21 protein-coding genes are annotated in these 21,644 nt (G+C 67.6%); 16 read left to right on the top strand and 5 right to left on the bottom strand.

The features are described 5' to 3' along the window. The first annotated feature begins 66 nt into the window (after positions 1 to 66). Positions 67 to 369 carry a hypothetical protein gene (locus B1818_RS23270; RefSeq protein WP_254859867.1) on the top strand — a complete coding sequence of 101 codons (303 nt, stop codon included), beginning with the start codon at positions 67 to 69 and terminating at the stop codon, positions 367 to 369. A gap of 3 nt (positions 370 to 372) precedes the next feature. Here B1818_RS23270 and B1818_RS23265 read toward each other — a convergent pair whose 3' ends face one another. Beyond that, positions 373 to 843 (bottom strand): SRPBCC domain-containing protein, encoded by a 471-nt coding sequence (locus B1818_RS23265; protein WP_078114145.1) that lies wholly within the window; start codon positions 841 to 843, stop codon positions 373 to 375. 120 nt (positions 844 to 963) lie between these two features. Here B1818_RS23265 and B1818_RS23260 point away from each other — a divergent pair, with 120 nt between their 5' ends. The 3 genes from B1818_RS23260 (at position 964) to B1818_RS23250 (ending at position 3,930) form a co-directional block, all read left to right on the top strand. Continuing rightward, positions 964 to 1,380 (top strand): TIGR03668 family PPOX class F420-dependent oxidoreductase, encoded by a 417-nt coding sequence (locus B1818_RS23260; protein ID WP_078114144.1) that lies wholly within the window; start codon positions 964 to 966, stop codon positions 1,378 to 1,380. Positions 1,381 to 1,466: 86 nt separating this feature from the next. Next, positions 1,467 to 3,143: a DASS family sodium-coupled anion symporter gene (locus tag B1818_RS23255; protein WP_078114143.1), complete on the top strand. Its 1,677-nt coding sequence runs from the start codon at positions 1,467 to 1,469 to the stop codon at positions 3,141 to 3,143. A gap of 88 nt (positions 3,144 to 3,231) precedes the next feature. Beyond that, positions 3,232 to 3,930, top strand: coding sequence for an NADPH-dependent F420 reductase (locus tag B1818_RS23250; RefSeq protein ID WP_078114149.1), 699 nt, complete (start codon positions 3,232 to 3,234; stop codon positions 3,928 to 3,930). Between the two features lie 33 nt (positions 3,931 to 3,963). Here B1818_RS23250 and B1818_RS23245 read toward each other — a convergent pair whose 3' ends face one another. Next, positions 3,964 to 4,725 (bottom strand): LysR family transcriptional regulator substrate-binding protein, encoded by a 762-nt coding sequence (locus tag B1818_RS23245; RefSeq protein WP_078114142.1) that lies wholly within the window; start codon positions 4,723 to 4,725, stop codon positions 3,964 to 3,966. Positions 4,726 to 4,772: 47 nt separating this feature from the next. Here B1818_RS23245 and B1818_RS23240 point away from each other — a divergent pair, with 47 nt between their 5' ends. Then, entirely contained in the window at positions 4,773 to 5,162 is a 390-nt protein-coding gene (locus B1818_RS23240) for a DUF5997 family protein (protein WP_058249924.1), read from the top strand. 55 nt (positions 5,163 to 5,217) lie between these two features. Here B1818_RS23240 and B1818_RS23235 read toward each other — a convergent pair whose 3' ends face one another. Next, positions 5,218 to 5,826: a TetR/AcrR family transcriptional regulator gene (locus tag B1818_RS23235; protein ID WP_058249626.1), complete on the bottom strand. Its 609-nt coding sequence runs from the start codon at positions 5,824 to 5,826 to the stop codon at positions 5,218 to 5,220. A gap of 90 nt (positions 5,827 to 5,916) precedes the next feature. On the opposite strand from B1818_RS23235, the gene B1818_RS23230 reads away from it, so the two are divergent. The 10 genes from B1818_RS23230 (at position 5,917) to B1818_RS23180 (ending at position 18,097) form a co-directional block, all read left to right on the top strand. Beyond that, the gene (locus tag B1818_RS23230; RefSeq protein ID WP_058249923.1) at positions 5,917 to 7,092 is read left to right on the top strand and encodes a DUF418 domain-containing protein; all 1,176 of its coding nucleotides are present in this window, start codon (positions 5,917 to 5,919) and stop codon (positions 7,090 to 7,092) included. A gap of 99 nt (positions 7,093 to 7,191) precedes the next feature. After that, on the top strand, positions 7,192 to 7,713 hold the full coding sequence (locus B1818_RS23225; RefSeq protein ID WP_058249625.1) for a hypothetical protein: 522 nt from the start codon (positions 7,192 to 7,194) through the stop codon (positions 7,711 to 7,713). Between the two features lie 165 nt (positions 7,714 to 7,878). Next, a complete protein-coding gene (locus tag B1818_RS23220; RefSeq protein WP_058249624.1) occupies positions 7,879 to 10,083 on the top strand; it encodes an MMPL family transporter in 2,205 nt (734 codons plus the stop codon). Positions 10,084 to 10,120: 37 nt separating this feature from the next. Further along, entirely contained in the window at positions 10,121 to 10,807 is a 687-nt protein-coding gene (locus B1818_RS23215; RefSeq protein ID WP_058249623.1) for a TetR family transcriptional regulator, read from the top strand. 10 nt (positions 10,808 to 10,817) lie between these two features. Beyond that, positions 10,818 to 12,035 carry a phosphatase PAP2 family protein gene (locus B1818_RS23210; protein WP_175404241.1) on the top strand — a complete coding sequence of 406 codons (1,218 nt, stop codon included), beginning with the start codon at positions 10,818 to 10,820 and terminating at the stop codon, positions 12,033 to 12,035. A gap of 340 nt (positions 12,036 to 12,375) precedes the next feature. Continuing rightward, the gene (locus tag B1818_RS23200; RefSeq protein WP_171011606.1) at positions 12,376 to 13,650 is read left to right on the top strand and encodes an ABC transporter substrate-binding protein; all 1,275 of its coding nucleotides are present in this window, start codon (positions 12,376 to 12,378) and stop codon (positions 13,648 to 13,650) included. Positions 13,651 to 13,776: 126 nt separating this feature from the next. Further along, entirely contained in the window at positions 13,777 to 15,780 is a 2,004-nt protein-coding gene (locus B1818_RS23195) for an ABC transporter permease (RefSeq protein WP_058249621.1), read from the top strand. After that, positions 15,773 to 16,597, top strand: coding sequence for an ABC transporter ATP-binding protein (locus B1818_RS23190; protein WP_058249620.1), 825 nt, complete (start codon positions 15,773 to 15,775; stop codon positions 16,595 to 16,597). Before B1818_RS23195 ends, B1818_RS23190 begins: the two co-directional genes overlap by 8 nt. Then, on the top strand, positions 16,594 to 17,370 hold the full coding sequence (locus B1818_RS23185) for an ABC transporter ATP-binding protein (protein WP_058249619.1): 777 nt from the start codon (positions 16,594 to 16,596) through the stop codon (positions 17,368 to 17,370). Before B1818_RS23190 ends, B1818_RS23185 begins: the two co-directional genes overlap by 4 nt. A 49-nt stretch (positions 17,371 to 17,419) precedes the next feature. After that, complete coding sequence (locus B1818_RS23180) at positions 17,420 to 18,097, top strand: TetR/AcrR family transcriptional regulator (RefSeq protein ID WP_058249618.1); 678 nt, start codon at positions 17,420 to 17,422, stop codon at positions 18,095 to 18,097. Positions 18,098 to 18,142: 45 nt separating this feature from the next. Here B1818_RS23180 and B1818_RS23175 read toward each other — a convergent pair whose 3' ends face one another. After that, entirely contained in the window at positions 18,143 to 19,630 is a 1,488-nt protein-coding gene (locus B1818_RS23175) for a cryptochrome/photolyase family protein (protein ID WP_058249617.1), read from the bottom strand. Between the two features lie 176 nt (positions 19,631 to 19,806). Here B1818_RS23175 and B1818_RS23170 point away from each other — a divergent pair, with 176 nt between their 5' ends. Beyond that, the gene (locus tag B1818_RS23170; protein WP_058249616.1) at positions 19,807 to 20,442 is read left to right on the top strand and encodes a hypothetical protein; all 636 of its coding nucleotides are present in this window, start codon (positions 19,807 to 19,809) and stop codon (positions 20,440 to 20,442) included. Here B1818_RS23170 and B1818_RS23165 read toward each other — a convergent pair. Then, positions 20,394 to 21,632: an oxygenase MpaB family protein gene (locus B1818_RS23165; RefSeq protein WP_078114141.1), complete on the bottom strand. Its 1,239-nt coding sequence runs from the start codon at positions 21,630 to 21,632 to the stop codon at positions 20,394 to 20,396. The genes B1818_RS23170 and B1818_RS23165 overlap by 49 nt on opposite strands. Between the last annotated feature and the right edge of the window lie 12 nt (positions 21,633 to 21,644).

Here is a 21,644-nt window from a genome sequence, read left to right as displayed (position 1 = left end):
CCCACCTCAACTAGACCCAACCAGCAACCACAGGAAACCCAGGAGTCACGTTCTTACACAGACATCTTGACAAGCTCCCTCGGCAGACTCCCCTACAAGGCCTGGCTCTACCCGGCCGGCCCGATCATCGCGTTGCTCATGTGTGTTGCAGTCATCGCGGGGCAGAATCTCCCGGCAATCCGCGACGGATCCGCGGGGAATCTCGAACTCTGGCTCACCGCCTACGGCGCACTGTTCGTGTTCCTCGCTCTGTGGTGGGGCCACAAGGTGATCACGCGCAGCCCGACCGTCGACCTGCTCACCGCCGATCTGTCACCCACATCAGCTGCGTCGGCGCATCGCGATCCGGATCCGGACCTCGTCGGCTGACGATCAGCCGACAAGTTCGGCGATGTGATTCAACGAGTTACGCAGATGGTCGTCGGCAAACGGCGGGAACTCGATGTACTCGCGGATGTGGGTGGGTACGGCCGACCAGTCGTAGGTAAGGGTGAGCTCGGTGGACGACTCCCCCACCGGCACCAGGTCGTACCGCCATGTCCAGCCGCCGAACTCGAGCTCCCCGGAGTCGTTGCGCTGCCCTGGTTGCCACGCTATCGCCGACCGCGGTTCGATCACCTCGACCCGGTTCTCCATCAGGTAGTCACCGTCCGGATGGTTGGAGTGGTACATGTTCATCCGGAAGACCTGGCCCACCTCCCGCAGCGGTGTCGTGTCGACTGCGTCCCGAACCCAGCCGGTGCCGTCGATGGCCTGGTGTGTGCGGGGGTCGGCGAGCGCCGCGAACACCTCGTCGGGCGTGGCGGAGATCGTGCGGCTGACGGCAACGTTCTCGTGCGTCATGGTGCTGGCCCTTTCGGGTCGGGTCCCCCGGATCGGGGATCGGACACAGAGGTGGACCCGAACCGGCGCCCGTACTCATCGGTGACCTTGTTTCCCACGAGTGCATGTCATCCTCGTGAGATGGACCTGCGCCTGAGTCGGGAACGTTTCGCCGCCGCGCGGTCGGTCACACTCGCCACCGTGTCACCCTCCACCAAGCCGCACCTGGTCCCCGTCGTGTGCGCACTCGACGACGACGTCATCTACACGTGCGTGGATCACAAGCCGAAACGAACAACCGCACTCCGTCGTCTCGCCAACATCGCGGACAACCCCGCGGTGTCGCTCCTGGCTGACATGTATTCCGACAACTGGGATGAACTGTGGTGGGTGCGGGTCGACGGCCGGGCACATGTCGTCGACGCCGGTGAATCCGTCGGCAGTCACGGCATCGACACGCTGGCCGCGAAGTATCCGCAGTATCGACTCCGACGGCCCGATGGACCGGTGATCGTCGTCGAGTCTCTGACGTGGCACAGCTGGTCGGCCACCTCATAGGCACGTCGGCGGGCGGCGGTTTCGGGCAATTCCGGCACGTTCCTCGATAGGCTGGCTGCCACGCAGGCATACCGAGGAGGTTCCCGATGGTGCAGCGCAGCGGCGAACGGCCACGCGACAACCGGTCCGGATCACCGGGCTCGGCCGGCCGAGGCTCCGGATCGCCTGACCCACAGCGGGACTTCGACGAGATCGACCACCAGTCGGCGGGTGAGCGCGCCGACGAGGTGGAACCGAAGATGCGACGTCGGCAGTGGATCGGACTCCTTGCCGGCGTGGCACTCGCGGCCCTGGTCTACGTGATCCTGCCCGCCGAAGTCGGGCAGGGAGCCCGGCTCACGGCGGCGACCGCAGTTCTCATGGGCCTCTGGTGGATGACCGAGGCGATACCCATCCCCGCAACCGCGTTGCTGCCGCTGGTGATCTTCCCCGTCTTCGGTTCAGACGAAGCGGGCGAGTCGATCTCGGTGAACGACGTCGGCGCGGCCTATGGAAACAACGTCATCTTCCTGTTCATGGGCGGCTTCATCATCGCCCTCGCGATGCAGCGGTGGAATCTGCACCGCCGCATCGCCCTGGTCACGGTCTCGGCGATGGGCACCAAGCCGCCGATGGTGATCGCGGGTTTCATGATCGCCACCGGATTCCTCTCGATGTGGGTGTCCAACACCGCAACCGCCGTGATGATGATCCCGATCGGCGTGTCGGTGCTGGCGCTGGTTCTCGACCTCGGTAAGGATTCGGGCACCGACGCGCCCGGGCCGAAGGCCACCGACACCGACGTACCGGTGGACGGTGAGACCCTCACCCAGGCCGTCATCAAGAGCAACTTCGGCACAGCACTGATGCTCGGCACCGCCTACGCCGCATCCATCGGATCGTTGGGCACGATCATCGGCACCCCGCCCAACACCCTCCTGGTCGGATACCTCGAGGGTGAAGGCATCGACATCGGGTTCCTGGAGTGGATGATCGCCGGAGTCCCGCTCGCCGTGATCTTCCTCGCCATCGCGTGGTTCCTGCTCACTCACGTCCTGTTCAAGCCGGAGATCGACGACATCCCCGGCGGCCGGCGCATCATCCGCGATCAGCTCGACGCCCTCGGCTCGATGTCGCAGGGCGAGATCCGGGTCGCCGCGATCTTCGGCCTCACCGCATTGGCGTGGATCGCGGTCCCGCTGATCTGGGACGAGAACCCGCCGATCTCCGACACCGGCATCGCGATGACCGCCGCCGTTCTCCTGTTCCTGTTGCCCAGCGGCTCCAAACCCGGTGTGCGACTGCTCGACTGGGAGACCGCGATCAAACTGCCATGGGGCGTGCTGCTGCTGTTCGGCGGCGGCCTGGCATTGTCCCAGCAGTTCGAGTCCAGCGGATTGACCGCTTGGATCGGCGATGTGGCCGCCGGGCTCGACACGATCCCGGTCATCGTGCTGGTGGTCATCGCGGCGACCGCGATCATCTTCCTCACGGAGATCACGAGCAACACCGCGACAGCGGCAACCTTTCTCCCGGTCGCCGGTGGCGTGGCCATGGGAATGGGTCTCGACCCTCTGGTGCTCACGATCCCCGTCGCCCTCGCCGCAACCTGCGCATTCATGCTCCCGGTGGCGACCCCACCGAACGCGGTGGCCTACGCCAGCGGGTACGTCACCATCGGTCAGATGATCCGCGGCGGGCTCTGGCTCAACCTCATCGGGATCGTGCTCATCACCCTCGCCGCCTACACCGTGTTCGCGTGGTCCCTCGGCATCGCGTACTGACCCACGACTCGACCGGGCCCAGATCGAGTCGCTCGTCACCCTCCCGCCGACCACGGGAATGCACCGAACCGACGGATCCGTTGCGCGAATGGTCATCAACGTCCGACCAGAGGCAAGAGGTGCAGTTGTGAAGATCGGGATCATCGGAGCGGGATTCATCGGCGGGACGCTCACGCGTCGTCTGACATCGTTGGGACACGAGGTGCGGGTGGCGAACTCGCGCGACCCGGAGACGCTGGCCGAACTGGCCTCCGAGACCGGCGCCACCGCCGTTTGGGCCGCCGACGCCGCGAAGGACGCCGACCTGGTGATCGTCAGCATCCCGCAGAAGAACACCCCCGACCTCGCGCCGGGCATCCTCGACGCCCGCAAGCCCGACGCCCCGGTGATCGAGACCAACAACTACTACCCCCAGCAGCGCGACGGCAAGATCGAGGCGATCGAGAACGGCACCCACGAGAGCGTGTGGGTGTCGGAACTGCTCGGCGTCCCGGTGTACAAGGTGTTCAACGGGATCTACTGGAAGCACCTGCTGAACAAGGGCGTACCCGCGGGCACAGAGGGCCGTATCGCGCTGCCGATCGCCGGCGACGATACGGCGGGCAAGGAGATCGTGTTCCGCGTGGTCGACGAACTCGGGTTCGACCCGGTCGACGCCGGACCGCTCGCCGAGTCGTGGCGGCAACAGCCGGGAACGCCGGTGTACGGCAAGGATTTCGGCGTCGACGACACCCTCAAGGCGCTCGCCGATGCGTCGCCGGAACGCACCGCTGAGTGGCGCGCCTGACGCACTGACAGGGGCGGCACGCCACGGCGGGAATCAGCGACGCTTCGGACGTCCGGGCCCGCGTCGCGCACTCTTGCCGGGGATCTTCCCGGCCGCCTCGCGTGCCGCCCTCTTCGCCGCCGCCTTCTCCTTCGCCGACCGTTTGGGCGCCTCGTCGGTCCGCCCCCGCGACGACGTCGCCTTGCGGCCGCGCACGATGCCGATGAACTCGTCGGCCAATTGAGTTGTGGGAGCAGGCCACAGGAGTCCGACGGACCCGGTCGGGGCGTCGGTGACCGGTCGATACACCAGGTCCTTGCGGTGATGCAGGCGCGCCAGCGACTGCGGCACGAGCAGTACGCCGACGCCGGCCGCGACGAGTTCGACTGCGTCACCGGTGGTCTCGGGCCGATGATCCACCGCCGCACCCGGGCGTTCGGATACTGTCAACGGCTCGTCCAGCGGCCACAGGAACTGCTCGTCGGCCAGATCAGCCAGGGTCATCTCGTCGCCGGCGGTCAGGGCGTGGTCCTTCGGTACGACGACGACCGTCGTCTCCTCGTACAGGTTGATCGTGTGATGTTCCCGCGCATCGCCGGATCGCAGGGCATCGGGCAATCTGGTGATCGCCATGTCGACGCGCCGCTCCCCGACCGCCTCGGCACAGTCCGCGACGTCGACGGCGACGAGTTCCAGCGGGACGTCGGGACGCCGCTCGGCCCAGATCCTGACCCACTTGCTCGGCGTGACCCCCGGAACGTACGCCAGTCGGAAGACAGGGGCCTCGCCCGCTGCGTGAACGTCGGGTGTGGTCACGCCCAGAGGCTACCGCCCGATACCCTCGTCGAATGAGCTCGCAGTCGATGAAGCCGGCCACCGCCGCCAAGAAGCTGGACGTGTACCTGCCGGCCACTCCTGCGGAGTTCCAGCAGGGCCCCATCACCCGGGCCGAGCTCGCCGCCCTCCAGACCGACCCGCCGGAATGGCTCCGCACGCTTCGCGCCGACGGCCCGCACCCGAAGAATCTGGTCGCGGCAAAACTCGGCATCTCGAACTCGGGCCTGGTTCGCGGGGGAATCACCGAGGCACTCACGACGGCACAGATCGACGACCTCCTCGCCGAGATGCCGGATTGGCTGGCCGCCGAACGCGCCACCCAGATCGAGGTCCGTCGCGAGGAGCGGCGCGTCAAGTCGTTGCATGCCGACCGACGACGCGCCCGCGAAGAGGGTGACACGGACCCGGAGAGTTAATCCTCCGACCGGTCCGCAGCAGCACAACAGTATCCGCCCGACAGCGAATATCGCTTCACTGCAACGTCTCTCGGCTCTCGGCCGCCAGCCCTGTCAGATGCTCCCGGAGCACGCGCTGCGCGCGAGCCGGCGGATCCGTGTCGGCGAGGAGCAGGTGCATCGCCAGACCGTCGACAAGGGCGTGTACCGCGATCGCATGAGAGTCGAGATCGCGGCCGGCGCCGATCAGCCCGTGCTCGCCGAGGACGCCCAGCACCGTCCGACAGAGTGAACGCAAACCGTCGTGGGCCTCACGCGCAGCATCCGCGAGACCGGGATGTGCCACCGACTCGGTCACCATCGCGAGGTTGACGTGCATCTCGACGCGCCGCTCGTCGTCCAGCGGTAGGACCTCGGACAACACGGCTTCGGCCCAGCGGAGCGGATCGCGGATGCGGTCGTGCTCGCGGATGCGGAGCGCCACCCGTTCATAGATCAGGCGCATCGAGAACTCGAGCAGCTCTTCCTTGTCCGCGAACACGTGTCGAAGCGAGCCCACCGAGATGTTCGCCTCGGCCGCCACCTCGCGGACCGATACTCCGGATGCGCCTTCGCGCAACACGATCCGCCACAGGGCCTCGGCTATCTCGGCGCGTCGCCCGTCCCGGTCGATCAACTTGGGCATTGACCCATGCTAGTACACCCGTGCTACCTTGACTTCGAGTTTTGATAGCACGGTTGTGTCAGCAAAAAAGTGGCACAGAACGGAGACACGATGGCGACCCGACACGCGGCGCTGGACGTGCTGCGCGGCATCGCGATTCTGGGCACCCTCGCCACCAACATCTGGATCTTCACCAACCCGGAGGGGTTGATCGGCTACATCCAGGGCGCCTACCGGGCCACCGGCTCCTGGGCGGTGGCCGAGGACCTCCTGCAGCAGCTCGCCCAGGGCAAATTCCTCGGTCTGCTCACGATCATGTTCGGAATCGGGCTGGCCATCCAGCAGCGGTCGGCTGTTCGACGAGGCCGGCCCTGGCCGGGACGGTACTACTGGCGAGCCGCGCTGCTGTTCGTCGACGGCGTGATCAACTACTTCCTCTTCACCGAGTTCGACGTCCTCATGGGATACGCGGTCACCGGCCTCATCGTCGCCTACCTGCTGTCGATGCGACTGCGTCGCCAGTACGTAGCGATCGCGATCGCTGCGTCGACGCACCTGGCGCTGCTGGGGCTGCTGAGCTGGGCCCTTCTCGCCGCGCCCGCCGCATCGAGTCCGGGCGCCGGGCTGTCCCCGAACCCCTACGCAGACGGCAGCTTCGTCGACCTCGTCGCTTTTCGCGCCGAGAACTTCCTGATGTTCCGTGCCGAGGTCCTCTTCATCCTGCCGATGTCGATCGCGCTCTTCCTCATCGGCGCGGCCCTGCTGCGCGCCGGCGTCCTGGAACCGCGCGGCGTCCGGCTTCGGCGACGCCTGATGGCCGTCGGGCTGGGGATCGCCCTACCTCTCGACTTCGCCGTCGGACTGGCCGGTGGCGATGCCGGACTCGTCGTGGGGCGGTACGGGTTGGCGCCGGTCGTCGCACTGGGGTTGCTCGCATGGGTCGCCGGGTACTACGCCGACGGCCGCTCTCCCGGGCGGTGCGGCCGCGCGCTGACACCGGTCGGTCGAATGGCGTTGTCCTGCTACGTGTTACAGAACGCGATCGCGGGTGCCGTCTGTTACGGCTGGGGCCTGGGGCTCGCGCAACATCTCGACGGCTCGACGCTGGTCCCCGCCACGGTGTCCCTGTACCTGGGCATCGCCGTGGTGCTCATGCTGTTCTCCCGCTTCTGGCTCAGCCGGTTCGAGCGGGGCCCTCTCGAATGGCTGTGGCACCGAAGCTACGACCGCATCACCACTTCCGCCGACCGGCGAATGTCACCCGAACGAGTGGACTACCCGCGGTGACGGCTGCTCGACCGCAGGTCAGCGAGCTGACCGGGATGGGTTAGCCATCCCCGCCGCGGGGTACCCGACGCGCACCATCATCCGACCGAGGAGTGAGTCGTGGACACCGCCATCTGGATCATCATCGCCGTCGTCGTCGTGATCGTCATTCTTGCGCTCGTGTTGCTGCTTCTTCGTCAGCGAAAGGCACGCCGACGGGTTCAAGCCGAGGAGATCAGGCAGAACGCCACGCAACAGGTCTCGACCGTCCGCCACCGCGAGGCCGTCGCCGAGGAGGCCGACGCCCGGGCACGGAAAGCGCAGGCCGAAGCCGACGCCAAGGCCGCAGAGGCCAAGCGGCTGCAGGAACAGGCACGCCACCACCAGGGACACGCGGCCGAGTCGCGGCACGAGGTCGAAAGCGAGTTCGCCCGTGCGGACCGTCTCGACCCCGATGTCCGACGGAACGCGGATGGACGGGACACCGAGGGACAGGGCGCCGACGGGCGTGGTGCGGACGGGCGGGACGACCCGAACACCGCAGGCCGGCACGCCGGTCAGCCGTCGAACAACCCGATCGATCCGCGTCACCGCCCGGACGCCGATCCCCGCGGACACCAGACGCCGCCGAACGCCCGCTGACGAGACCCTCTCGCAAGCGACGCCGGCCACACCTGCAGCGCGGTGTGACGGAGCCCGCTCCCAAAAGTGGTACTCAGTCCCGAGTGTTAGTGGGTACCATTTCTCTCGTCATCTGCGCCGGGACCTTCGGGGGCCGGTCTTCCGCAGCACCAGAGGGGTCCACGCATGGCGTCGTTTCTGTTCAAGCTCGGAAGCTTCTGCTTTCGCCACAAATGGTCGGTGATCGCGGCCTGGCTGGCTGCGCTCATCGCGGTCGCCGGACTGGTCGGCGCACTCCAGCCCAAGTTCGCGCAGGACTTCAGCCTTCCCGGCACCGACTCGGGGGTTGCCACCGAACAGGTCGAGCAGTACTTCCCACAGGTCATGGCCCAGCAGGAACAGGCGTCGACGAGCATCCTCGTCGCTGCCGAGGACGGGCTGCAGAACCACACCACGCAGCTGAACGAACTCGCCGCGGCCCTCCGCGGACTCCCCGACGTGATCGAGCCGCAGACTGTCGTCAACCCGCTGACGGTTGCGGCCGCTGAACCAGCACTCGCAGCGCAGGTCGTCGGCGACAACGGTCGGGTCGGCCTCTTCCAGGTTCGCCAGGACATCCCGATCCTCGACCTCACCGTCGAGAACAAGGAAGAACTCGTCTCGATCCTGGACGAGTTCTCCGTCGACGGTCTGCAGGTGGAGGCAACCGGGTCGCTGATGCAGGTGATGGAAGCCGGCGGCACGGCCGAACTGCTCGGTTTCGCCGTCGCCTTCGTCGTGATGATCGTGGCGTTCGGAGCTCTCATCGCCGCCTTCATACCTCTCGTCACCGCGATCGTCAGTGTCGGCATCACCATCCTGCTGCTCACGCTGTCGGCCGAGGCTCTGTCGATCAACGAGTCCGCCACCGCCATCGTCACGATGCTCGGCATCGCCGTCTCCATCGACTACGCGCTGTTCATCGTGTCCCGGTACCGCGCGGAACTACTCCGCGGCGGCGCGCCATCAGACGCCATCGGCCGAGCCGTCGGCACAGCCGGGTCGGCGGTGGTTTTCGCCGGCCTCACCGTGATCGTGGCGGTGGTGGCCCTCATGGTGATCGGCATCCCGATCATCACTCAGATGGGCGCGGGTGCCGGCGTCGCCGTGTTCATCGCGGTGCTGGCTGCTCTGACCCTCATCCCCGCCATTCTCGGCGCGTTCGGGCGATTCGCCTTCCTACCTCGAATCCCCTGGATCAAGCACGCCGTGGAATCCGAGGACGACACTATGGGCGTCAAGGTCGGGCGCACCGTCGTCAAGTGGCCCATCCCGTTCATCGTGATCGGCCTGCTGGCGCTCGCGGCCGCGGCCATCCCGGCAACCAAGCTGGAACTCGGTCTGTCGCTGTCCAGCGAAGCCGAAGCACCCGCGCAGGAACTGCTGAGCCGCGGTTTCGGTGAGGGCATCAACGGCCCATTGCTCGTCGTCGTGCACGACGAGGACGGCGCGATCAACGCCCCGGCCGAGGAGACCGTGCGGCACATCGCAACCCTGAGTGATGTCGCCAACCCCGAGGGGCTCACCTGGACGGGCAACCGAGCAGGCGACACCGCGCTCATCATGGTCACCCCGGAGAGCGCGCCGTCGTCAGCCGCCACACACGACCTCATGGAGCAGATCCGCGCCTTTGCACCAACGGTCGAGAACCGTGGCGCGGAACTCCACGTCGGCGGTCAGACAGCCATCATGTCCGATCTCTCCCAGAAACTCGACGATGCACTCATCCCCTACCTGGTCGTGGTCGTCGGTCTCGCATTCCTGATCATGATCGGCGTCTTCCGGTCGCTCTGGGTCCCGCTCATCGGCACCCTCGGATTCGTCTTCTCGGTCCTGGCGACCTTCGGCGTCACCGTGGCGATCTTCCAGGAGGGCTGGCTGGGATTGATCACCCACACGCAGCCGATCATCTCCTTCCTACCGATCTTCCTCATCGGCGTGGTGTTCGGGCTCGCGATGGACTACCAGGTGTTCCTGGTGACCCGAATGCGCGAGGAGTTCATGCACGGCTTGTCGGCCAAGGAGGCGATCGTCGCCGGTTACCGGCACGGAGCCCGGGTGGTCACGTCGGCGGCGATCATCATGATCAGCGTCTTCGCGGCGTTCATGCTCTCCCCGGAGACGACCGCCAAGATGATGGGTTTCGCGCTGGCCGCGGCAGTGTTCTTCGACGCCTTCGTGATCCGCATGCTGGTCGTACCCGCGGCGATCGCGTTGCTCGGCGACCGGGCCTGGGGCCTCCCGCGCTGGCTCGACCGCTTCGTGATCAACTTCGACATCGAGGGCGAAGCAGTCCGCCATCGTGGGCTCGAGGAACCGGACGACACCAGGTCCCCGGTCCCGGCGAGTTGATAAGCCGCACAATCCTTCTGACAAGAAGTGAGCACGTATGGGCAACTGCCTGACTGTGCACGCCGGCTCCGACGCCCCGGAACCCGCACCGGGGCGTCGGATGGGCCTGCGTGAACAGAACAAACTGCGCACCCGCAACGCCATCCGGCAGGCGGCGATCACCCTGATCGCCGAGCAGGGGTACGCCAAGACCACCGTCGAGCAGATCGCCGAGGCCGCCGGCGTCTCACACACGACGTTCTTCCGCTACTTCCCGTCGAAGGAACAGGTGGTCGTCGGAGACGAGCACCTGCATGCCGAGGCGCACGCGATCGTCGAGTCCATGCCGCCCGGCCTCAGCCACTTCGATCTCATCCGGCGCCTGATGACCGAGCTGCACCGCCTGACGGTCGACGACCCCTGGGTCGGCAATCCGCTCCGCATGCAACTGATCCGCACCGAGCCGTTGCTGCAGAAGACCTTTCAGGTCGAGTCCGAGCGCATGATCTCGGACATGACCCAGCTCATCGCCGACTACTTACGGATCGCGCCCGACGACTTCCGGCTCAAGGTGTTCCTCGACGCGGTGGCCGGGGTGACCTTCCATCTGGCCACCGAGTTCGACGACAACCGGGAGATGCCCCAGCTCGAGACGACCCTGCGCGCGCTCGATCTGCTCGAGCAGGGGTTGCCGGTCGGGTCGACGCACCCGTCTGACCGTTCGTCCCGCGAACATTCCCTCTAGGATTCAGAGCGTGATCTCGGACAGCGTGGCCCGACCGCGAACGACAACCCGGCTTGCCTCGTCGCTCATCGCGCTCGCGGCGTCGGTCGCCGTCGCCCTCTCGCTCGCGGCATCGGCCCAGGCCGCGCCGGCCAAGCCGACCCCGACGCCCTTCCCGGTGACCGACATCGCGCGGCTCTACGCCTCGGACATCTCGTCGTATCCGGGCGGCGTGTACCTGCAACCGGTCGAGACCTTCACCGCCCTGCGCCGCGATCACCCCGAGGTGATGGCCCGCAATCTCGAGACGGCGGTCGCGATCAACCAGTCGGCGGCCGGCAACCCGGGACTGCAGCGCCGAGCGCTCGCCGACGCACACGACGATCCGCTCTGGACGATGTCCGATGCCTTCGGCGACCGGCTCGGACGGGATTTCCGGAACGCCCTCGCCGCCGATCGCCTCCCGAAGACCACGGCCCTCTTCAGCGACTACCTCGCCCGCGCCGGTGGGCTCGCGAACGCGACGCTCGTCGAGAAGTACGTGTTCGGGTACGAGCGGCCGTTCATCGTCGCACCCGAGCGGATCCGCAAGTACATGCGCGCCGGAGCCAGCGAATACGACGCGCTGGTCAGCAACCCGTCCTTCCCGTCCGGCCACACCAGCCTGTTCTTCTGGCGGGGCACCCTGTTCGCGTCGATGCTCCCGGAACTCGCGCCGCAGTTCCTCGCCCGTGCCTCGGAGGGTGGATATCACCGCATCGTGCTGGGCGTGCACTACCCGCTCGACGTGATCGGTGGAGCGATCGTCGGGCAGGCCGCCGCCGCCGATCGCTGGAACGACCCGCAGTTCCGCCGGCTCCTCGCCGCGTCTGCCACCGAGATCCGCAAGGAACTCGAATGGCGTTGCGGCGCAGCCCTCTCGGTGTGCATCGCGCGTGACACGCCCTACGCCACCGATGCCGCGGCCCAGACGATCTACGCCCAGCGCATGACCTACGGATTCGGACGCGTCTCGTCGCCGACACATCCGATGGTGGTGCCCCGACAGGCCGTCGAACTGATCGCCGGGGCGTACCCGCGACTGACCGACGAGCAGCGGCGTCAGGTCCTGGAACAGACCGCGTCGCCCGCGGGATATCCGCTCGACGACCAGCGTCCCGGCCGCGCCTCCTGGCAGCGCCTGGACCTCGTCCGTGCTTACACCGCCGACGTCACGGTCGGCCGCGACGGTCGGGTGACCGTCCACTGAGGACCGCCCTGACCTGCTGGTAACTGAATCGTTTGTCCCACTGCCCGTTGCGAACTCGTTCGTGACGGGCAGTGTCGTGCCATGTGGTCCACTGTGTGTCCAGTTTCGCCGAACAGCTTGACACCGGCGTAAGGGTATGGCTACTTTTCGAGTGGCCCACATCACATCCGACGTGGACTCACCGCCTTGACCAGGGCGGACGGTGCCGGAATCGCGGACCCAGACACAGCGCTGGGTCGATGAACTCAATCCTTCTAAGCCCCGCCGGGGCGATGTCGCCGTGCCCTCTCGCAGGGCGGTTCCGTCGTGCCCGGAGATCATCGGGAAAGGCAGTCGAAACATGCGTTGGTCGAATTCACGCAGGAGAGCCGGACGGTTGGCGGCGGTCGCCGTCGCCGCGGCGTGCATCTTCTCGGTCGTGTCGTGCAGCAGCGACGACGGCGGATCGTCGGACGGCTCCGCCGCGGATGCCAGCGGCACCAAGGCGTCGGGCGAGGCGATCAAGGTGGGGTTGTTCAACCCCACCAAGGGCCCCGCCACCCAGGGTGGCGTGACCACCGGCAAGGACGCCGCCCTGGACTACATCAACAACCAGATCGGCGGCATCGGGGGCCGGCCCGTCGAGATCGTCGACTGCGGAATCGACCAGACCGCACCGGAATCGACGGTGTCGTGCGCCAACCAGTTCGTCGAGGCCGGCGTGGTCGCCGCGATCGACGGCTACAATGCCGAATCCGCCTCCGCGGTGCCGATTCTCACCTCGGCCGGCATCCCGCTGGTCGGCCAGATCCCGTTCAACACCTCCACCGGCGCCTCGGCGGAGAACCGCGTGTACTTCGGTCCGCCACCCGCCGCGTTCCTCGTCGGTTTCATGCAGCAGCTCAAGGCCGCGAACAAGAACTCGCTGACGCTGGCGAATGCCGATCTCCCTCAGGCACATCAGGTCTTCGACGGTTTGATGAAGCCGCTCGGCGCCCAGCTCGGCATCGACGTCAAGTCGGTCTACTACCCGCCGACCGGCCCGAACTTCACCTCGCTGGCCACCACCCTGGCCGAGGGCAACCCCGCCGCGGCCGGCCTGATGACCTCACAGAACGACAACGTGTGCACCAAGCTCGCGCAGTCGCTGCGGTCGGTGAACTACGAGGGCACCATGTTCATGGCGGCCTGCACCGACTTCATCGACACCATGGGTGCGCAAGCGGTTGGCGCACAGACCTACTCACCGATCTGGCAGCCCCCGGCCATGGACTCCGCACCGGAGCCGGCCAAGGCGAATCTCGGGATCGCCCAGAAGTTCATCGACGAGCAGGGTGGCACCGGCGGTTTCTACGCCTACGGCACCTTCGCGACCCTCGCCGACTTCGCGATCACGCTCAACAACGCCAAGGTCACCGATTTCACCGGCCCGAACGTGCTCGGTGCGCTCAAGGCAGTCACCGACTACCAGTCGTTCATCGGCCCGAAGCTCAACTGCGGTAAGCCGACCACGCCGAACTGCACCACCGAGATGCTGCTGTTCGACGTCGTCGCCGAGAAGAAGACCGAACCCGCCACCGGCGGCTTCATCACCCCGCTTCCGGCTGCGCTGCAGCGCATCCCGGGCGCTTACTGACACGGGTCGCTGGTGTGGCGGGGTGGTCACCCACCCCGCCACACCCGGCTCTGCTCCCCGATCCGAACGCTCCGCATCCTCACACGCGCGTGAGATCCGTACGCGCCGAACGAATGAGTACGCCACATGGGCCAGTTCCTCCAGTTCGTCTTCCTCGGACTATCCGCCGGTGCCATCTATTCGGTGCTCGCGTCGTCCCTCGTGGGCATCTATGCCGCCACCGGCATCATCAACTTCGCGCAGGGCGCCATCGGCCTCTACTCGGTCTATCTCGTCGCCGCACTGCGTACCGACGGCAGTCTCGTCCTGCCCATCGGCACACTGAAACTCGGGAGTGAGTCCGACCCCACCTCGATGGAGTTGGCACTGGTCCTCGGCGTGCTCAGCGCGGTCGTCTGGGCCCTGCTCGCACACGTACTCATCTTCCGGCCGCTCCGCTCGGCCCCGGTGCTCGCCCAGGTCGTCGCCTCGGTGGGACTCATGCTCTTCATCCAGGCGCTCGTCCATCTCCGCTTCGAGACCGAGAACCTCTTCGCCGAGGCCATCCTGCCGGAGGACACCGTCGACATCGCCGGCGCGGTCGTCAACGTCTCGGACCTGATCCTGGCCGGCGTCGCCATCGCCATCTCACTGGTGCTGTGGGCCTACTTCCGGCTCACCACCCTGGGCGTCGCCACCCGCGCGGGCTCCGAAGACGAACTCGCCGCCCGACTGTCGGGTTACTCCCCGGACCGCCTCGCGGCGATCGTGTGGGCACTCACCGGTGCGGCAACCGGTCTCATCGTCGTCCTGGCGTCCTACACCATCGGACTCACCGAGACCAGCTACACCTTCTTCGTCATCCCGGCCCTGGCCGTCGCCCTCGTCGGCCGGCTCACCTCATTCGGGATCGCCTGTGCCGCAGGTCTTGTCCTCGGCGCATTCCAGTCCACCATCACGTGGCTCACCACCAAGGACTGGTGGCCGGAATGGGCGCAGGCCGGCCTCGGTGACGCCGTTCCGTTCGTCATCGTCGTCATCGCCCTCTTCCTGCTCGGCGGTCGGATCCCGTCGCGCGGCTCGCTCGGCGAGGTGCGCATGCCCGCGGTCCGGATCCCCCGCATCCGGCTGATCCCGACCGTCGTCTGCATCGCGGTGGTCGTCGTGGCGATCCTCCTCACGTCCGGCAGCTGGCGGTTCGGCGTCGTCACCTCGGTGATCCTCAGCCTCATCGCATTGTCGTTGGTCCTGCTCACCGGTTACCTCGGCCAGATCTCGCTGGCCAGCATGGCCTTCGCCGGCGCGGCCGGGTTCGCCCTGTCGAAGCTGACGACCAACTGGGATGTGCCGTTCCCGTTCAGCATGATCTTCGCCGCCCTGATCGCGACCGGCCTCGGTGTCCTGGTGGGCGTGCCCGCACTCCGGATCCGCGGCGCCCAGCTGGCCGTCGTGACATTGGCCGCGGCCCTGGCCATCCAGAGCTTCGTCTTCAACAACCCGGCAATCACGTCCTTCGAGGGCAACCTCATCGCGGACCCGACGATCTTCGGCCTCGACCTCGGGGTGCGCGACGGCACCAACCTGGTCACGATCCGGTTCTCGCTGATGGTCCTGATCGTCGTTGCCATCGCGACTCTCGTGGTGCTGCGTTTCATGGGCGGCTCGACCGGCCGGGCCTTCCTGGCCGTCCGCTCCAACGAGCGCGCCGCGTCGTCGGTCGGGATCAACGTCGCCGCAACCAAATTGCTCGGCTTCGCACTGTCGGCGTTCCTGGCCGGCATCGGCGGTTGCCTCATCGGTTACAGCCGCGGACAACTGTCGGCCGGCTCGTTCACGGTGATGATCGGGCTGACGCTGCTCGCGATGACCTACGTCGGCGGCATCACGTCGTTCGCCGGTGCGGTCCTCGCCGGCATCATCGGACCGCTGGGCGTGGGTTACGTGTTCCTCAACCAAACCCTCGCTCTCGGTGAGTACTACGAGCTCTTCGCCGCCGGCAGCCTCCTGCTGATGGCGGTGCTGAATCCCGTCGGCGTCGCGGGGGCCATGTCGGAGCTCGGCGAGAAGCTACGCGCCCACCGGCACAAACCGTCCCCCCGTCCGGAAGCGCCCGGCGCGGCACAGAACGCACAGGAGGGTGCACATGTCTGAGTCGACACTCGAGAAGCCGGCCACGTCGACGACACTCCTCGAGACGGGCGGGCTGTCGGTCCGGTACGGCGGCGTCAGCGCCAACTCCGACATCGACATCTCGGTCTCGGCGGGCGAGATCGTCGGACTGATCGGACCCAACGGCGCGGGCAAGACCACGTTCGTCGACGCGGTCACCGGATTCACCAAGGCCACCGGCACGGTGTCGTTGCGCGGGGAGAGACTGGACAAGGCGAGCCCCCATCGTCGCCGCCGGGCCGGCATGGCCCGGACGTGGCAGGCGGGCGAACTGTTCACCGACCTCACCGTCGAGCAGAACCTGGCCGTGGCGGTCCAGCCGGTCGGCCTGCGGGCCATGCTCGCCGACGTCCTCAACGGTTCCCGTCCGCCCGCCGATGTCATCTCGTCGGCACTCGAACTCGTCGGCCTGGCCGATGCCGCCGACCAGTTCCCCGGCGAGCTGACCCTGGGACAGCAGAAACTTGTCGGTGTCGCGCGGGCGTTGGTCGGCGGGACGCAACTCGTCCTGCTGGACGAGCCGGCCGCCGGACTCGACACCCACGAGAGCCGCGACTTCGGGACCGAACTCCGCCGGATCGCGGCGACCGGTATCGGCATCCTGCTCATCGACCACGACATGTCGCTCGTCCTCGACGTGTGCGACCGCCTGTACGTGCTCGACTTCGGCCGGGTGATCGCCAGCGGGCCCCCGGCCGCCATCCAGGACGATCCGGCGGTCATCTCGGCCTACCTCGGCAGTCCCGAGGTGGACCCGGACGCCGCCCCGACCGGACCCGACCCGAAGGAAACGCGATGAGCGCGCACGCCGCCCCCGGCCAGGCGACACCGGACCCGACGACACCGGATTCGACGACCCCGGTGTTGACGATCGACGACGTCACCGTCGGTTACGGCGGGGTTCCCGCCGTCCGCGGTCTCAGCGCCGCCGTCCGTCCCGGCGAGATCCTCGCGCTGCTCGGTCCGAACGGGGCGGGCAAGACGACGAGTCTGCTCGCCGCGGTCGGTGCCCTCGGACTGATGTCGGGCACGGTGACCGCCCTCGGCGACCCCATCGACCGTCGCATCGAACGCAACGCGCGGCGCGGGATCACCCTGGTCCCCGACACCCGGGGCGTCTTCCACCGTCTGTCGGTGTCGGACAATCTCCGTCTCGCCAAGCGTCGTAACGGGCCCGACCTCGACACCGTCTACCAGTACTTCCCGAAGCTCAAGACGATGCGGGGCCGACGCTGCGGCAATCTCTCCGGCGGCGAACAGCAGATGCTCGCACTCGCCAAGGCGCTGCTGGCGGACCCGAAGGTCCTCCTCATCGACGAGCTGAGCCTGGGCCTGTCCCCGGTCGCGGTCCAGGACCTGCTGCCCCGGCTCCGGTCGATCGCCGACGAACACCAGATGGCTGTCGTCCTCGTCGAACAGCACATCGATCTCGCCCTCGGCATCGCCGACGCCGCCATCGTGCTCCATCACGGTCGGGTCGCGCTCTCGGCACCCGCGAGCGAACTCCGCAACCGGCGGGACATGGTCGAGGCGGCCTACTTCGGGCGCACCGTCGAGGACCGCGCCTCCTAGGGCCGCGCGGTCTGCAGGCGTACGGACGAGACGACGGAACCGGGACGACGTGGCCATCGGGGACGCAGACGATCCGGGGCGGACGGATGCCGGCGTCGCACGAGCGGCACGCAACACGCGCAACCGGCCCACCGACGACGAGTTGCTCGACGCCGCATGCGCAGTCATCGCCGAGGTCGGTGCCGAGCGCACCACGATGACCGCCATCGCCGAACGCGGCGGCACCACCCGGGTCACCCTCTACGCACACTTCGGGTCCCGCGACGAGCTGGTCAACCGGGTGATGACCCGCGAGCTCGACACGTTCACCTCGTTCATGTTCGAGGTGTACGACGCGAGTGAGGACATGCCGTACGGTGCCCGCGCCCGCTACTCGGTGCAGGCCCTGTTCGACTACGCCCGACGCCACCCGGCAGGTCTGCGTGTCCTCATCGGCCACCGGGAGGGCGGCAGTGACCGCCGGTTGTACGCCGCACTCGAACCCCGTATCGCCGCACGCCTACGCCAGAACTACGCCGAACGCGGCGCGCGGATCGCGGCCAGTGCCGACACCCTCGCGTCGCTCCTGCTGGGGATGAGCCTCGACGTCGCCCACCGCGCGCTGATCGTCGACGGCGCCGGCGTCGACGAGGCCTGCGACCTCGCGATCACCGCGACCCTCGCCGTGCTCCGCGACGTCCGCGCGGACCAGCTGCGCGCTCTCGACGAATCGCTCGGGCGGCGCTGAACCCGTGACCGGCGGTCGACACGGGCGCGCTCAGGACCGGGGCGGTCACCCCAGCCAGCGGCCGGCACGCCGGCTGTGGCCCGCCTTCGTCGCCGCGGGCAACCGGTCGTAGGCCCGGGCGAGGAAGTTCGACCGCGCATTGGCCTCGAAGACGTCCCGGTGGTCGCGAACGAACGTCCAGTACAGCCCGTCCCAGTCGGCGGTCCAGTCGCCGGGCGGTATGTCCGACATCTTCTTCAGATAGTTGCTGCCCGAGACGTAGGGCTTGGTGGTGATCGCCTCACCGGCCGCGAACTGACTCATCGCGTACACGTTGGGGACCATCACCCAGTCGTACGCGTCGACGAACATCTCCATGAACCACTCGTAGATCTGCTCTGGGTCGATGCGGAGCAGGCACATCGCGTTGCCCAGGACCATCAGTCTCTCGATGTGGTGGGCATACCCGTTGGCGAGAATCCGCCGGATGACGAAATCGACTGGTTCGAGCCCGGTCTCGGCGGTCCACCACCCGTCGGACAGCTTGCGATCGTGGCCCAGATGATTCCGGCTTCGGAGAACACGCCCGCGGGTCTCGTACGACGCCCGCATGTACTCTCGCCAGCCGATCAGCTGCCGCACGAACCCTTCGACGCTGGCCAGTGGGACGCGGTTACGTCCACCGGCCTCCAGCGCCCTTCTCAGCACCGTTCGCGGGCTCAGGAGCCCGGTGTTGAGTGCGGGCGTCAGCAACGAATGGAAGACGAACGGGTGCTCGGTGCTGATCGCATCCTCGTAGGGTCCGAACTCCGCGAACCGGTCGGCCAGGAACTGCTCGAGCATGGCCCGCGCCTCGTCGTGGGCGGTGGGCCAGGCGAAACCGTCGGCGTCGCCCGGGTTGTCGGGAAACTCGTCGGCCACCCAGGCGATCGCGGCGTCGACCTCGGTATGTCGCGCCGGCGGTGTCGGTTGCGGGACCTCACGGTTCTTCGGCAGTTTCTTACGGTTCTCGGTGTCGAAGCTCCACCGACCGCCCGCCGGTTTGCCGTCGTCGTCGACGAGGATGCCGAGCCGTCGTCGCTGCCAGGTGTAGAACTGCTGCATCCGCGGTCGCTTGCCGGCGAAGAACTCGTGGATCTGCGAACGGGTGGTGAGGAAGTTCGGACTCTCGGCGATGTCGTCGGCCGCGAGTGGACACCCGGCGTGCTGGAAGGCCGCCAGCAGGTCGCCCGTCAGCCAGTCGTCGACGACGTCGTACAGGTGAACCGACGCCGGGGCCCGGCGGGACAGGTACTCCACGAGCTGGTCGTGACTGGACTCCTCCGCGTCGGTCTCGAGCACGTCGACCTCGAAACCCCGGTCCCGCAGCCGGTCTGCGAACCTGCGCATACTCGCCCGGTGCAGGACGAGTTTCTGCACGTGGAACCGGTACTGCCGGAACATCAGATCGTGTTCGACGAGGACGAAACGGGTGCCGGGCTCCGCGTCGAGGTGCGACTCGAACAACTGATGCGGCAGCACCACGCGGACGACATCGCCGGACGGACCTGACATCGGCTCTCCTCTCGCCGCCGCTACACGCTCCCGACTTGGACGGCCCTCTCAAGGGCCGGACAAGTCGACCCCAAGTTCGCACCAAGCGCCCGGCGACATCCTGTCGTTCATCACCCGAACACCACGATGAGCCGCCGAAACCGGGCACCCGCCCACTCCAGACGATAGGAACCACGATGTCGCGCAGCACCGCCAGCTATTCGCACCCCTCCGACGATCGGATTGCCGAGTCCGGCGGCGACGTGCCGTCCGTGGACAAGCCCCTCTGGCAGCTGGGCCGGCGTGCGGTGGTCATCGCCGCCTGCGTGGGCTTCTCCGCGCTCGCGGCCTGCAGCGTCAGCGTCGGCACGCAGTCGATCGAAGAGGCCTCCGACATCGACGTGGGCGAGTGCCTGCAGATCGGTGCCGAAGCCGGCGAAGGCAAAGTCGAGGCGACCAAGGCCGAGTGCGAGGGAACCGAGGGGCTCACCTTCTACGCGGCCGACAAGGTCAGCACGTCGGCGGAGTGCGGCACCCCCAACACGTCCGCGCTCACCTTCGGCGAAGGCGACCAGAAGCTCTGCCTCACACCCAACTTCGCCGTCGACACCTGCTACCAGATCCCGATCGGCGGCGGCAAACTCGCCGACTACCGCGAGGTCGCGTGCGACGCCTCCCCCGCGGAGAGCACCATCCTCGCCAAGACCGTCAGCCGCGGTGCGGACTCCCTCACCTGCACCGAGGACGAGACGAAATGGGCCTTCACACAGCCGCTGTCGGTCAGTTACTGCTTGACCGAGGACGTCACGGCCGCGAGCCGATTCGACGGCTGAGCGGCGGCCTGCGGGCCGGGCGCCGCGTCGACGAGGTCGTGGGTGACGCGGTAGTCCTCCCGCATCCGCGCCATGGCGACATCCCGTGCGCGGTAGTACTTCTCGACGCGTGCTCGTGCCCGGCGGGCGCCGCCGACCCGCTGCGCCGAATCCGCCACCGCGAGAACCGGTCCGACCCGTCTCAGCAGATGTTTGAACCGGCCGTCGGGGATGCCGAGCGCGTCGGCGTCGGCGTCACCGATGAATACCCGCTGCAGTCCGTGCATGGTCTTCGTGGCCAGCCGGCGTCGCAGGGCCTGCGGCCCCGGGAACACCGCGGCCAGTTCGGGCACCAGATAGTCGTCGGTCAACGCGACCACGAAATCCCGGTCGTCGGGACCCGGCCCCGGCGAGGTCAGCCGATAGAGCTCTTCGATCCGGACGTGGTCGGCCTCGCAGACCGGGTTGAGCTCGGGGCTCATCCCGACCACATGCCCCACGTACCGCCACAGGTGATAGATGTCGTCGAGCTCGCGGTCGGTGAACCGCACCCCCAACTTGTGCATCGCGTCGATCGCGATGTGCCCGAACTCGGCGATCGTGAACGCCATGTACGGCTGCGGGATCGGCACGCCCCACGCGGTCTCGTCCCAGTCTCCGCGCGCGAGCAGCATGGACCGGACATGTGCGTGGATCATCCGGACCCGCACCGTGTACGCGAAACCGTCACCGCCACGGCGCATCCCGCCGGGCGTCAGTACCTGCCCCAGCCATTCACCGACCTCCACCGATCGCACCGCCGGCTGGGACACGTAACGCCCGGTGACCGCGAGTGGCTTGCCCGCGATCGTGTTTCCCGCCCCGCGGACCAGCGATGCCGCGCCGAGCACGATGCCCAGCGGTGCGGTGTTGACGACCAGCGCGTCGGCCGCGCGATTCATCCGATCATGATCGACCCAGTCGGGCTCGTCATCGAGGAACTCGAAGAGCGCGCGCAACGAGTCGGTCGCGTCGTCGACCGAGTCGATGCCGTTCTTCAGCGCCGCCCGCAGCACTGTCGTGGTCGGGCCGCCGGGTTGCCGGTCGGCGGCCACGGCGTCGGCGAGCGGGTCGGCGATCCACATCTGATCGAGCCAGTGACGGCCGGCCGTCCCGAACCGCTGCACGGCGAGGTCGGTGTTCACGAGGTCGGCAGGTGCGCTCCGTTCCATGGATCCATGAGA

Origin of the sequence: Gordonia sp. IITR100, from assembly GCF_002009645.1 — a bacterium.
Taxonomy (GTDB): Bacteria; Actinomycetota; Actinomycetes; order Mycobacteriales; family Mycobacteriaceae; genus Gordonia; species Gordonia hongkongensis.
The sequence above is the reverse complement of the archived record's forward strand: the minus strand, read 5'-3'. Positions and strand labels throughout refer to the sequence as shown.

Bases quoted from the DNA above. Each gene is read 5' to 3' on its own strand.
- B1818_RS23265 (WP_078114145.1), bottom strand. From the start codon at position 843: ATGACGCACGAGAACGTTGCCGTCAGCCGCACGATCTCCGCCACGCCC.
- B1818_RS23260 (WP_078114144.1), top strand. From the start codon at position 964: ATGGACCTGCGCCTGAGTCGGGAACGTTTCGCCGCCGCGCGGTCGGTC.
- B1818_RS23255 (WP_078114143.1), top strand. From the start codon at position 1,467: ATGGTGCAGCGCAGCGGCGAACGGCCACGCGACAACCGGTCCGGATCA.
- B1818_RS23250 (WP_078114149.1), top strand. From the start codon at position 3,232: ATGGTCATCAACGTCCGACCAGAGGCAAGAGGTGCAGTTGTGAAGATC.
- B1818_RS23240 (WP_058249924.1), top strand. From the start codon at position 4,773: ATGAAGCCGGCCACCGCCGCCAAGAAGCTGGACGTGTACCTGCCGGCC.
- B1818_RS23235 (WP_058249626.1), bottom strand. From the start codon at position 5,826: ATGCCCAAGTTGATCGACCGGGACGGGCGACGCGCCGAGATAGCCGAG.
- B1818_RS23230 (WP_058249923.1), top strand. From the start codon at position 5,917: ATGGCGACCCGACACGCGGCGCTGGACGTGCTGCGCGGCATCGCGATT.
- B1818_RS23220 (WP_058249624.1), top strand. From the start codon at position 7,879: ATGGCGTCGTTTCTGTTCAAGCTCGGAAGCTTCTGCTTTCGCCACAAA.
- B1818_RS23215 (WP_058249623.1), top strand. From the start codon at position 10,121: ATGGGCAACTGCCTGACTGTGCACGCCGGCTCCGACGCCCCGGAACCC.
- B1818_RS23200 (WP_171011606.1), top strand. From the start codon at position 12,376: ATGCGTTGGTCGAATTCACGCAGGAGAGCCGGACGGTTGGCGGCGGTC.
- B1818_RS23195 (WP_058249621.1), top strand. From the start codon at position 13,777: ATGGGCCAGTTCCTCCAGTTCGTCTTCCTCGGACTATCCGCCGGTGCC.
- B1818_RS23190 (WP_058249620.1), top strand. From the start codon at position 15,773: ATGTCTGAGTCGACACTCGAGAAGCCGGCCACGTCGACGACACTCCTC.
- B1818_RS23185 (WP_058249619.1), top strand. From the start codon at position 16,594: ATGAGCGCGCACGCCGCCCCCGGCCAGGCGACACCGGACCCGACGACA.
- B1818_RS23175 (WP_058249617.1), bottom strand. From the start codon at position 19,630: ATGTCAGGTCCGTCCGGCGATGTCGTCCGCGTGGTGCTGCCGCATCAG.
- B1818_RS23170 (WP_058249616.1), top strand. From the start codon at position 19,807: ATGTCGCGCAGCACCGCCAGCTATTCGCACCCCTCCGACGATCGGATT.
- B1818_RS23165 (WP_078114141.1), bottom strand. From the start codon at position 21,632: ATGGAACGGAGCGCACCTGCCGACCTCGTGAACACCGACCTCGCCGTG.